General features: G+C 31.9%; 11 protein-coding genes and 1 riboswitch. All 11 genes read right to left on the bottom strand.

The window, feature by feature from the left end:
- Nucleotides 1-4: 4 nt before the first annotated feature.
- The 11 genes from ACKTST_RS05475 to msrB all read right to left on the bottom strand — a co-directional run bounded on the left by ACKTST_RS05475 (nucleotide 5) and on the right by msrB (nucleotide 11,614).
- Nucleotides 5-352 (bottom strand): 4Fe-4S dicluster domain-containing protein, encoded by a 348-nt coding sequence (locus ACKTST_RS05475; RefSeq protein ID WP_408046737.1) that lies wholly within the window; start codon nucleotides 350-352, stop codon nucleotides 5-7.
- A 10-nt stretch (nucleotides 353-362) separates the two neighbouring features.
- Nucleotides 363-1,613: a sulfate adenylyltransferase subunit 1 gene (locus tag ACKTST_RS05470; protein ID WP_408046736.1), complete on the bottom strand. Its 1,251-nt coding sequence runs from the start codon at nucleotides 1,611-1,613 to the stop codon at nucleotides 363-365.
- A 48-nt stretch (nucleotides 1,614-1,661) separates the two neighbouring features.
- Nucleotides 1,662-2,567, bottom strand: a complete 906-nt coding sequence (gene cysD / locus ACKTST_RS05465; protein WP_408046735.1) for a sulfate adenylyltransferase subunit CysD — start codon at nucleotides 2,565-2,567, stop codon at nucleotides 1,662-1,664.
- Between the two features lie 11 nt (nucleotides 2,568-2,578).
- Complete coding sequence (locus ACKTST_RS05460) at nucleotides 2,579-3,205, bottom strand: phosphoadenosine phosphosulfate reductase domain-containing protein (protein WP_408046734.1); 627 nt, start codon at nucleotides 3,203-3,205, stop codon at nucleotides 2,579-2,581.
- Nucleotides 3,202-3,456 (bottom strand): DUF2061 domain-containing protein, encoded by a 255-nt coding sequence (locus tag ACKTST_RS05455; protein WP_408046733.1) that lies wholly within the window; start codon nucleotides 3,454-3,456, stop codon nucleotides 3,202-3,204. Before ACKTST_RS05455 ends, ACKTST_RS05460 begins: the two co-directional genes overlap by 4 nt.
- Nucleotides 3,457-3,571: 115 nt before the next feature.
- The gene (locus ACKTST_RS05450; RefSeq protein WP_408046732.1) at nucleotides 3,572-3,979 is read right to left on the bottom strand and encodes an RrF2 family transcriptional regulator; all 408 of its coding nucleotides are present in this window, start codon (nucleotides 3,977-3,979) and stop codon (nucleotides 3,572-3,574) included.
- Nucleotides 3,980-4,002: 23 nt separating this feature from the next.
- Nucleotides 4,003-5,169: a trans-sulfuration enzyme family protein gene (locus tag ACKTST_RS05445; protein ID WP_408046731.1), complete on the bottom strand. Its 1,167-nt coding sequence runs from the start codon at nucleotides 5,167-5,169 to the stop codon at nucleotides 4,003-4,005.
- Nucleotides 5,170-5,206: 37 nt separating this feature from the next.
- Nucleotides 5,207-8,620 (bottom strand): bifunctional aspartate kinase/homoserine dehydrogenase I, encoded by a 3,414-nt coding sequence (gene thrA / locus ACKTST_RS05440; protein ID WP_408046730.1) that lies wholly within the window; start codon nucleotides 8,618-8,620, stop codon nucleotides 5,207-5,209.
- A 127-nt stretch (nucleotides 8,621-8,747) separates the two neighbouring features.
- Nucleotides 8,748-8,866: riboswitch (SAM riboswitch) on the bottom strand.
- A 184-nt stretch (nucleotides 8,867-9,050) separates the two neighbouring features.
- Entirely contained in the window at nucleotides 9,051-10,619 is a 1,569-nt protein-coding gene (locus ACKTST_RS05435; RefSeq protein ID WP_408046729.1) for a protein adenylyltransferase SelO, read from the bottom strand.
- Nucleotides 10,620-10,627: 8 nt separating this feature from the next.
- Nucleotides 10,628-11,161, bottom strand: coding sequence for a peptide-methionine (S)-S-oxide reductase MsrA (gene msrA, locus ACKTST_RS05430; RefSeq protein WP_408046728.1), 534 nt, complete (start codon nucleotides 11,159-11,161; stop codon nucleotides 10,628-10,630).
- Between the two features lie 6 nt (nucleotides 11,162-11,167).
- Nucleotides 11,168-11,614: a peptide-methionine (R)-S-oxide reductase MsrB gene (gene msrB / locus ACKTST_RS05425; protein WP_408047223.1), complete on the bottom strand. Its 447-nt coding sequence runs from the start codon at nucleotides 11,612-11,614 to the stop codon at nucleotides 11,168-11,170.
- Nucleotides 11,615-11,796: the final 182 nt, after the last annotated feature.

Genomic DNA, 11,796 nt, shown 5'->3' with positions numbered 1-11,796 from the left:
AATTTTAGTTGTGTAAAAAATGTTGTTTTGTTAACAGTTCTTCTTCTGTTTCTATAGTGTTTTCATCAGGAATACAGCAATCTACAGGACAAACGGCAGCACATTGAGGCTCCTCATGAAAACCTACGCATTCGGTACATTTATCAGGAACTATAAAATAATACTCATCTGATATCGGATCTTGCTCTTCATCGGTATCAATTTCTTTTCCGTTAGGAAGTTTAGATGTTCCGTTAAGAGAAGTTCCTTCGTTATATTTCCAACCTACAGCGCCTTCATAAATGGCTGTATTTGGGCATTCTGGTTCGCAAGCACCACAGTTAATGCATTCGTCGGTTATTATTATTGCCATATGTGTGTTGTTATTGAATAAAACCTACACCTGCGGTATTATTGGTTTTAGGATCTATAAGAATAAAAGTTCCGTTTGTTTTATTGTCTTTGTAAGCATCTATAAACAAAGGCTTGCTAGCTTTTAAAGTGATTTCACCAATTTGATTTAAAGTTAGTTTTGAAGGTGAATTTTCTTCAACTCCCGAAAAATCAGTTTTAATAATAGATTTTACATCGGTAATCTTTGCTTGCGCATTGTTTACTCCGTGTTGTATATAATATTTGTTTGAGTTTTGTAAAGGAGTTTTATCCATCCAACAAACAGTTGCTGTTACTTGCTTTTCAATTTTTGGTTCTTCTCCTGTTTTTACAAGCATATCACCTCTACTAATATTTACGTCATCTTCTAGTGTTATCGTAACCGAACTTCCACTTTCAGCTTTTACAAATTCTTTATCGAAAAAGTGAATGGTTTTAATTTTACTTTGTGTTGCTGAGGGAAGTATAGTTACATTATCACCAACTTGTAAATTGCCTCCATATATTTTACCTGCATACCCTCTAAAATCATGATACTCTTCTGTTTTTGGACGAATTACTGTTTGAATAGGAAAACGTACTAAAGATTGTTCTTGAATATCCTCAATATATAAGTTTTCTAAATGTTCTAATAATGATTTCCCTTTATACCAAGGCATTTTTGATGATACATTTACAACATTTTCACCATGCAATGCTGAAATAGGAATGAACGTTATTTTTTGATTTTTGTAAGAACTTTTTTCAACTAAATAGTTTATTTCATTTTTTATTTGATTAAACTTTTCTTCAGAATAATTCGCCAAATCCATTTTATTTACAGCAATTATCACATCTTTTACTCGTAATAAATTATTGATAAAAAAGTGGCGATAGGTTTGCTCTACTACGCCATTTCTAGCATCTACTAACACAATAGAAGCTTGAGAGTTAGAAGCACCTGTTACCATGTTTCTAGTATATTCGATATGCCCAGGGGTATCTGCTATTATAAAACTGATTTTTGGAGTAGAAAAATAAATATGAGCTACATCAATAGTAATTCCTTGTTCTCTTTCTGCCACTAAACCATCGGTTGCTAAAGAAAAATCTAAATAATCAAAACCTAATTGCTTACTTTTTTCTTCTATAGCTTGTAATTTATCGTCTGTTAGTGATTTTGTATCGTATAAAAGTCGACCGATTAAGGTACTTTTCCCATCATCTACACTTCCTGCTGTTGCTATTTTTAATACTTTCATGTGTTCTGTTCGTTGAATAGTTATTGTTATCTAACTATTGGTTTTACTTTAAAAATACCCTTGTTGCTTACGTTTTTCCATGGCTGCTTCTGAGCGTTTATCATCTATTCTTGCACCTCTTTCAGAAATTGTAGATTCTCTAATCTCTGAAACTACTTTATCTATACTAACTGCATCAGACAATACAGCTGCGGTACATGACATATCTCCTACCGTACGGAAACGAACTATGCGTTCTTCTACTACTTCATCTTCATCACGATATACCACTCCGTCTTCTGCCGACCAAATCATACCATCACGAACAAAGGTTTTTCTTTTGTGAGCAAAATAAATTGATGGAATTTCAATTCTCTCTTGTTCTATATACGACCATACATCTAACTCTGTCCAGTTTGATATTGGAAAAACTCGTACGTTTTGCCCAAGGTCTATTCTTCCATTCAGCATATCAAATAACTCAGGACGTTGGTTTTTCTCATCCCATTGTCCGAAATCGTCTCTCACAGAAAAGATTCGTTCTTTAGCTCTCGCTTTTTCTTCATCTCTACGCGCACCGCCGATACATGCATCGAAACCAAATTCTTCTATGGCATCTAATAACGTTTCAGTTTGTAGCATGTTTCGGCTCGCGTATTTCCCCGTTTCTTCTTTTACTTTACCAGCATCAATATTGTCTTGTACATTTCGTACAATTAACTCAACACCTAATTCTTTAGCTAACTTGTCTCTAAATTCTATTGTTTCAGGAAAATTATGACCAGTATCAATATGCATTAGTGGAAAAGGAATTTTAGCTGGGTAAAATGCTTTTTGAGCCAGTCGCACCAGTGTAATACTATCTTTCCCTCCAGAAAATAATAGTACTGGCTTTTCAAATTGTGCGACTACTTCTCTTAAAATAAATATAGCTTCGCTTTCTAATGTATTTACATGCAATGTTCTTGTATTCATAATCATATCTTTTAAATATGCAAACCACATTCTCTATTACTTTCTACTTTTGTTGGATCGAAATATTTAAACTCGTTTGGTAATTGTTGTTCTTCTAAATAGGTATCTAATTCTGAATCTGACCAGTGATAAAAAGGACTTACTTTTAAAATTCCGTCTTTACTGTATGAAAGAATACCAATATTATCTCTAAAAGCAGTTTGTCCTTTTCTTAGGTTTGTAAACCAAATTTCTGGTTGATGTTCTTCCATAGCTCTTCTAAAAGGTTCTAATTTTACTTGTTCAGTAAAAATTTGATGTCTTGAATCTTCTACAGAAGGTAGTCCTAGTGTTTGATTTCTATACCCAACCGTTTGTTTAGGGACGTATAACTGAATATTTAAATCTAGTTGATCAATTAATTTTTCAGCATGTCTATAAGTTTGCGGAGTGTTGTATCCTGTATCGCACCAAATTACTTTTGTTGAAGGATTTATCTGAGTTATTAAATGTAAAATTGCTGCTTCATAAGGTCTAAAATTAGTAGTTACAACAGTTTTTTTCTTTAATTCAAAAACCCATTCAACTATTTCTTTCGGAGATAGTTTTTCTAACCCTTCATTTAATTCTTTAATATTTAATTTGTTTTCTAATCTCATTTTTTACCCCATTTTATATTGTTCCACAATCTTTCATGAAAAAAGTATAGTATCATTTTTGTACCTAACTCTATTGCTCCAATTGAGAATGCTGTTTTTACTTTTCCTGTAATTATCCATGATATCAGAATAGTATCTACAGTACCAACAACTCTCCAGCTAACAGATTTCACAACACTTCTCAATGGTTTTTCAGAAAGCTTATCTTCTTTATAATTCGTTTTATTTTCTATTATTTGTTCTGCAATCATTTCAAAATACCATTACCCTATCGGAATACTAGGTTTTAAATCGACAAATATACATTCTCTTTTTAATTCACAAAGAATAAATTAAATAAATAACAAAATTTTACAATTTGTTAAACTATACTAAATCTGCAAGAGTATTATTACGAAGTACTGCTAGTGTGTTATCTCTAACTTGAATCATTAATTTATGTACCGAACATGCATCTTCATCTGGGCAGTCTTCACATTTTTCGTAATAATTCAAGCTTACACATGGTAGCATGGCAATAGGTCCTTCAAGTGTTCTAATAACATCTGTCATTTTAACTTCTTCGGAAGGTTTTAGCAAATAATAACCTCCTCCTTTTCCTTTTTTGGCTCCTAAAAAACCTGCTTTTCGTAAGGTAAGTAATATGCTTTCTAAAAACTTATGGGATATATTTTCACTTTCAGAAATGGTCGCAATTTGTACCATAGTTCCTTTTTCTTGCCTAGCAATAAAGGTAAGTGCTTTAATTCCGTATTTAGTTTTCTTTGAAAGCATATTACAAATATATGCTTTACTTCTTAATAATTTAATGCTTGATTTAAATCATAAATAACATCTTCTACATTTTCTAATCCTATTGAACATCGTACCAATCCATCAGTTATACCAACTTCAAGTCTGTCTTCTAAACTAAGCTTACTATGGGTAGTTGATGCAGGATGTGTAACTATGGTTCTTGTATCTCCTAAATTTGCTGATAATGAACACATTTGAATGCTATTTAAAAACTTTCTTCCTGCCTCAATACCTCCTTTTATTTCAAAAGCTACAATGTTTCCTCCTAATCTCATCTGTTTTTTTGCTATTTCATATTGCGGATGAGATTTTAAAAATGGGTATTTAACTAAATTTACCTTTGGATGCTCTTCTAAAAATTGCGCTACTTTTAAGGCATTTTCACAATGTTTTTCAACTCTTATCGAGAGAGTTTCTAAACTTTTTGATAATACCCAAGCATTAAATGGTGACATAGCAGGTCCTGTATTTCTAGAAAAGAGGTAAATTTCTCGTATCAACTCTTGCTTACCTACAGCTACACCTCCTAAAACTCTACCTTGTCCGTCAATTAGTTTTGTTGCGGAATGAATTACCAAATCTGCTCCAAATTCAATTGGATTTTGCAAATACGGTGTGGCAAAGCAATTATCTATTATTAATAATAAATTGTGCTTTTTTGCAATTTCTCCTAATAATTCTAAATCTAAAATATCAACTGCTGGATTGGTTGGTGTTTCTGCATATAAAATCTTAGTATTTGTCTGAATTAAACTTTCAATATTTTCTGGTTCATCTACTTTAAAATAGCTAGTTTCAATATTCCATTTAGGAAAATATTTAGTGAATAAACTATGTGTAGAACCAAAAACAGATCTTGATGATACAATATGATCTCCAGCATTTAACAACGCTCCAAAAGTCGAAAATACTGCTGCCATACCTGTTGCAAAAGCATATCCTGCTTCAGCGCCTTCCATAGTTACAATTTTATCAACAAACTCTGTTGTGTTTGGATTAGAAAATCGGCTGTATAAATTTTTCTCTTTTTCTTCTGCAAAAGATGCTCGCATATCTTCAGCATCGTCAAATACAAAACTTGATGTTAAATATAACGGTGTTGAATGCTCAGAAAACTGAGTGCGTTCCGTTTGCGTTCTAATTGCTTGTGTTTCAAAATTCTTACTCATTATTTTCTTTTTTAGGTAAGTAAACCTGTTTTATAATTTAGCTGTTTGCTTTAGCTAATCGTAAAATGTCTCCAAAAACACCTCTTGCTGTTACTTCTGCTCCTGCTCCTGCTCCTTGAATTACGATTGGTTGCTCTCCGTAAGATTCAGTATAAATCTCAAAAATGGCGTCAGAACCTTTCAAGCTTCCTAAAGGAGAGTTTTGTGGTACCGATACCAATTTCACATCCAACTCTCCTTTTGATTGTTGTAAATCACCATGTAGATCTCCAATATACCTTAGAACATAATTTTCCTCTTGAGCTTCTTTTTTATGTTGAAATGTAGCATCTAGTTTTTCTAAGTTAGATAAAAACTCTCCTGAAGTGATCTCTCTAAATTCTGATGGAATTAAGTTTTCTATGTTTATATCTTCAAATTCATTTTCTAAATCTAACTCACGAGCTAAGATTAATAGTTTTCTTGCTACATCATTTCCGCATAAATCTTCACGCGGATCTGGTTCTGTATATCCTTTATCTATCGCTTCTTTTAAAACTGTTGAAAATTGTACTTCTTCCTCAGAAAATTTATTGAACAAGTAACTTAATGAACCTGAAAAAACGCCTCGAATTCTTGTGATATTTTCTCCAGAGTCATGAAGTAGTTTAATCGTGTCGATTAAAGGTAAACCAGCACCAACGTTAGTTTCATATAAATAGTTTTTTTTGTTTTCTTCTAACGTTTTTCTAAGTTCTTGATAAAAGTTGTAAGAAACAGTATTGGCTATTTTATTTGAAGAAACTAAATCGAAACCTGCATTAATTAATGATATATAGTTTTCTGTAAATTCTTTGCTTGCAGTATTATCTACTGCAATTAAGTTTTCTAAATGATTTTCTTTAGCAAATTCAATAACACTTTTAATTATTTGGTTATTTTCTTTTGTGTTAATTAATGAATCTTCCCAGTTCTTAGTTATTCCATCTTTTGTTAATAGTACAGTTTTTGAATTTGCTATGGAGAAAATATTAAGCTGAATTTTGCGTCTATCTAAAATGTTTTGTGCACTATCTAATATCTGATCAATTAAAGTTCCGCCTACTAAACCTTTTCCGAAAATGGCGATGTTTACCTTTTTGGCAACCCCAAAAACTTGTCCGTGAATTACATTCAACGCTTTGTGTAAATGTTCTTTTTTAACAACCAAACTTACATTTTTACCAGAAATTGTATTGTTGAACAATAATGGAACTATTTGATTCTTGATTAAAGCATTATACGGGTGATGAAACTCACTCAAATCTTGCCCTATAATTGAAATTACCGACACTTCTTCTTGTATAGAAATCTGGTTTACATCTTTAGTTTGTATATCTCTTTCAAACTCTTGCTCTAAGGCTTTTACCGCAGCTTCTGAGTTATTTTTACCCACCACTAACCCAATACCTCTTTCTGAAGAACCTTGAGAAATAATACTTACACTAATATCATGATTACTTAGTGCTTTGAAAATACGTGCATCCACACCAACTTTGCCTAACAAACCTCTTCCTTCAAAATTGATAAGTGCAACATTATCTAATACCGATAACGACTTTATTCCTTTTGAACTAGATTTTGCCGTAATTAATGTCCCTCTATCATTAGGTTTAAAAGTGTTAAGAATTCTAAGATTGATATTCTTTTCTAGTAAGGGAATAATTGTTTTAGCATGTAATATATTTGCTCCGAAGTTTGCCAACTCATTTGCTTCAGAAAATGAGAGCTCTTCAATTTTTTTTGCATCTTCAACCAAATCTGGATTGGCAGTAAAAATACCATCTACATGGGTGTAATTTTGTAATTCTTCAGCATCTAAATAATTTGCCAATAATGAGGCAGTATAGTTACTTCCGTTTCTTCCTAAAGTTGTAGTTTCATTCTTTTGGGTTGAAGCTATAAAACCAGTAACAACGTTTACAATTTCACCATTAAAGTTTTGAAAATGTTCTTTTACATTATCTTTTGATAATTCTAATAATGGTTGGGCATTTCCATAATTTTCATCAGTTTTTAAAAGCTTTCTTGCATCGGTTGGATGCGCTTTTATTCCTTTTTGTTCAAGTAATTCAGAAACAGTTTTTATTGATAGTAATTCTCCTTGTGCTAAAACTTCGTCTTTAATTTTACTGCTATAATCACCCAATAAACTAACACCTTCAAAAAGTTTTTCTAATCGAGAAAATTCTTGGGTAAAATCAATCATTGGGGTTAATTTGGTTTGTTCAAAACGAAACGCTTCTAACTGTTCTTTAAAAGATTTGTTTTTAGCAGCTCTTTCTAAAAGTTCTTCTAATTCGTCCGTTGCATTTCCTCTTGCTGAAACGACCACAGCTATTCGTTCTCCTTCACTTACCTTTTGTTCTATGATAGAAACTACATTATGAATTCCTTCATTTGATAAGGACTTTCCTCCAAACTTTAAAACTTTCATTTTTTTAGTTGTTAAATTTTTATTGAAGATTGGGGCTACAATCTTTTTTAGTTGTTCATATTCTATTAAAAAGGCATCGTGTCCATGCACTGAATTTATCTCGTTATAGGTAACATTAGGATGTACTGATGCTAATTGTTTTTGAGTTTCTCTATTTTCTTCTGCAGTAAAAAATAAGTCAGAATCTACTCCAATAATGTGAATGTCTGCTTCAATAGTTTCTAAAACATTCAATCCTTCTCTACCCTTTGTTACATCAATTGTTTTTAATAATTGATTCATCAACTTGTATGAAGCTAACTGATACCTTTCTTGTAACTTTTTTCCGTGATGTAACAACCAACTCTCAACATTAAAAAGTTGTAGTTCTTCATTCTTTGTTCGTTGAAATCTATTTTTGAAAGACTCAGGAGTTCTGTAACATAACATTGCATGTATACGTGCATCATGAACCGGATTGTTAGAATTAGTTAAAAACAATTCTTGAATTTGACAATTGGCTATTAACCAATCAGTCGATTTCCAATCGGTTGCTACTGGTATTAAATGTTGTGTAATTTTAGGGTTTAACGTCACCATCTCCCAAGCAATTCCTCCACCAAGTGAACCTCCTATCAAAGCAAAAAGCTTGTCGATTTTTAAAGCTTCTAATCCTAATAAAAAGATGTTTGCTATATCTCTTGCAACAAAATTCCTATAATCTTCTATAAGAAAATCGTCAAAACCATTTCCGGGAATATTGAAGCAAATAACAGTATATTCTTTAGTACATATTACTTTATTATCTCCAATTAAATTGTTCCACCAACCACTCTTTCCTGCTACGTTACTGTTTCCTGTTAAAGCATGATTAATTAAAACTACCGGAGCTGTTCCTAATTCTTTACCAAACAATTGATAGCTTAGTGTAATGTTAGAATAACTCTGCCCATTAATAGTCGTATAACAATTAATGCTAAGTGTTTTTAGATTTTTGTAAATAGCATCTCTGCTCATTTTTCTTTGTTTTTGATTGTTAAAACCAAAAGTCAAAACACATCTATTTTAGATGTTGCTTACTAGAAAAATGTTATAAAGAAATTACAAGAAGTCTCAGTAGTTTATTTTTATTGAAACTTCTTTTAAGTTATCTATCCACAAGCTTATTATTAAAACTCTGGTAGAATTTAGCACCTTCTTTGTTTGCACAAAGGGTTGCTAAGGCTTCATAGGGTCTAATCCCTCCACCTTTCTTGATAACATCGTCAATAAGTGTTTGAACTTTTACGAGTACAAATATTCAATTATAAAAATTGAATATCCAAATTATTTTTCAATTTTATTCAAAGAAACCTTTTGAATATATTTTAATGCATAAATTAAAATTACTTAAAATCAATTAATTAAAACATTTCATCTAAACAAAAACATTAACAATGAAAATATTCTAAGAACTACACGATAACATAGAACACCCAACCTTATTTCGAGCCCATTCAGGTCTTTTTGCAAACCATCTTTCATATTTTGGTTGCTCTTCATATGGCTTTTTTAATAGCTCATATAACTCATTTAGCAATGCATAATTTCCTTTGTCGGCATCATCAATTGCTAATTGAGCCATATAATTTCGAAGTACATATTTAGGGTTTACAGTATTCATTTTTGCCTTTCTTTCTTCGTCCAAAACAGTTTCTTTTTCCAGTCTATCTAAATAATTTTGGAACCAATTTTCCCAAGATTTTTTTATTTCACCTACAACTTCTGAAGATGTATAAAATGCTTTTTCTATTTTTCTGATTGCCTCCTTTACGGTATCATTTTTTGAAACACTTGATAACAATCGGAAAAAAATGGTCATGTCAGTTTCTGTTTTATGAAGTACTTCTTCTAAATTAAAAATCAATTTTTCATCCATCTCATTGGGAGAAAAAAGCCCTAATTTATAATGCATCATTTTCAAATACTTTTTAGGAAACTCCTCTTGGTAACTTTCTAAAATAGCCTCTAAAGGTTCAGCTTCTTCAATTAAAGGATACAGTGCATTTGCCAATTGATATAAATTCCACAATACAATTTCTGGTTGACTATCGTAACGATAACGTTTATGAGTATTGTCGGTTGTATTTGGCGTCCATCCATGGTCATAACCTTCTAACCATCCATAAGGCCCATAATCTATAGTTAAGCCAAGAATCGACATATTATCAGTGTTCATAACCCCATGTACAAACCCAACTCGTTGCCAATGAATTACCATATCTAGGCTACGGTTAGCTACTTCTTTAAAAAATGAAATATACGTGTTTTTTGAAGGTTCTCCTAAATACTTAAAATGATGCTTAATTGTGTAATCTACTAAGGTTTTTAATGTTTTAAGATCACCTCTTGCTGTGAATATTTGATAATTTCCGAAACGCAAAAAAGATTCCGCTACCCTACATACAATCGCTCCTTTTTCATAAGCAGGATTACCATCATACATCACATCTCTCAATACCTGATCTCCCGATAAGGCTAACGATAATGCTCTAGTTGTAGGTACTCCTAAGTAATACATAGCTTCGCTACACAAATACTCACGGATAGACGAACGCAACACTGCTAATCCATCTGCAGTTCGAGAATACGGAGTTTCTCCTGCTCCTTTTAATTGTAAAGCCCAGTTTTTCTTATTATGAGTTACTTCAAATAAATTGATTGCTCTTCCATCGCCTAATTGACCTGCCCAATGACCAAATTGATGACCACCATAACACATCGCATACGGATTTGTATTTGGATATATTTCGTTCCCTGTAAAAATATTTTTAAATGCTTCTGAGCTTGTTTTTTCTTCGTAAAACCCCAATCTGCTTGCCATATCTTCAGAAACATGCAAAATCTTAGGATTTGAAGTCTTCTTAGGTTTTACAAATGAAAAACAAGCCTCTACAACCTGTCTTCGCGTATTGTCTTTAACTAAATCTACAGGTAATTCTTTATTAAAACTGTCTTTTATTGTAAGGTTTAGCACGTTTGTTTCTAATTTTCAGTTTTTAACTTATCTGCATGTAATTTTCTAAGTTTAGATAATTTAGGTGAAATTACCGCAGCACAATACATTTGTTCTTTATTATTTTCATAGTAATTTTGATGATACTTTTCTGCTTCATGAAATGTAGTTATAGCACTTACTTCAGTAACTATAGCGTCATCAAAATAAGGAGTTAATTCTTTAATTACTTTCTCTGCTATCATTCGTTCTCCATCTGTATCATAAAAAATAACCGAACGATATTGGGTACCTACATCTGCTCCTTGTCTATTTAGAGTTGTAGGATCATGACTCGTCATAAAAATCACTAAAAGTTCTTCTAAACTTATAATATCTGGATTATAGATAGCTTGTATCACTTCTGCATGACCAGTCAAACCAGAACATACTTCTCTATAGGTTGGTGTTCCTGGAACTTTACCTCCCATATATCCAGAAACTACTTTTTCAACACCATTAATTTGGTTAAAAATTGCTTCTATACACCAAAAACAGCCTCCGCCAACAGTTAATGTTTTCATATTTTCTTATTCAGTATCTAATATCATCGATGCAGAGTTAATACAATAACGCAATCCACTTGGTTCTGGTCCATCTGGAAAAACATGTCCTAAATGTGAGTCACAAGTATTACACATCACTTCAACTCTTACAATACCAAAAGTAGTGTCTTTTTTATATTTAATTGCATTTTCTTTAATGGGTTGTGTAAAACTAGGCCAACCTGTACCTGAGCTAAATTTGATTGAAGAATCGAACAAAGGTGTTTCACAACAAACACATTTATACTTCCCTGCTTCATACACGCTACATAAAGCCCCTGAATTAGGGCGCTCTGTTCCTTTTTGTCTAGTAATCCTAAACTGTTCATCTGTTAATTCTTCTTTCCACTCATTCTCAGACTTTTCTACTCGCTTATCAGGAACTGGATTTCCATTTACAGCAAAATTAATCACGTCTTTCCAAGTCAATATTTTTTCATTCATATATTTCACTTTTAGATAATATTAGTAGTTTTTATACATAAATCCTTACAAAAATACAAAGTACATTATTCATCATTTAGATATAGAAAAAAACATATAAAAACAACGTTATATTTTTAAAAAGCTACGCTTGAGGAGTTATTCTATTAGTTACTTGATCAAGGATAAGG

The organism is Tenacibaculum crassostreae, assembly GCF_964512405.1.
Lineage (GTDB): Bacteria > Bacteroidota > Bacteroidia > Flavobacteriales > Flavobacteriaceae > Polaribacter > Polaribacter crassostreae.
Note: the sequence above shows the minus strand (reverse complement) of the source record. Positions and strands in the feature narration are given on the sequence as shown.

Coding starts and splice junctions, on each gene's coding strand:
- ACKTST_RS05460 (WP_408046734.1), bottom strand. CDS start 3,205: ATGAGATTAGAAAACAAATTAAATATTAAAGAATTAAATGAAGGGTTA.
- msrA (WP_408046728.1), bottom strand. CDS start 11,161: ATGAAAACATTAACTGTTGGCGGAGGCTGTTTTTGGTGTATAGAAGCA.
- ACKTST_RS05450 (WP_408046732.1), bottom strand. CDS start 3,979: ATGCTTTCAAAGAAAACTAAATACGGAATTAAAGCACTTACCTTTATT.
- ACKTST_RS05475 (WP_408046737.1), bottom strand. CDS start 352: ATGGCAATAATAATAACCGACGAATGCATTAACTGTGGTGCTTGCGAA.
- ACKTST_RS05445 (WP_408046731.1), bottom strand. CDS start 5,169: ATGAGTAAGAATTTTGAAACACAAGCAATTAGAACGCAAACGGAACGC.
- cysD (WP_408046735.1), bottom strand. CDS start 2,567: ATGAATACAAGAACATTGCATGTAAATACATTAGAAAGCGAAGCTATA.
- ACKTST_RS05470 (WP_408046736.1), bottom strand. CDS start 1,613: ATGAAAGTATTAAAAATAGCAACAGCAGGAAGTGTAGATGATGGGAAA.
- thrA (WP_408046730.1), bottom strand. CDS start 8,620: ATGAGCAGAGATGCTATTTACAAAAATCTAAAAACACTTAGCATTAAT.
- ACKTST_RS05455 (WP_408046733.1), bottom strand. CDS start 3,456: ATGATTGCAGAACAAATAATAGAAAATAAAACGAATTATAAAGAAGAT.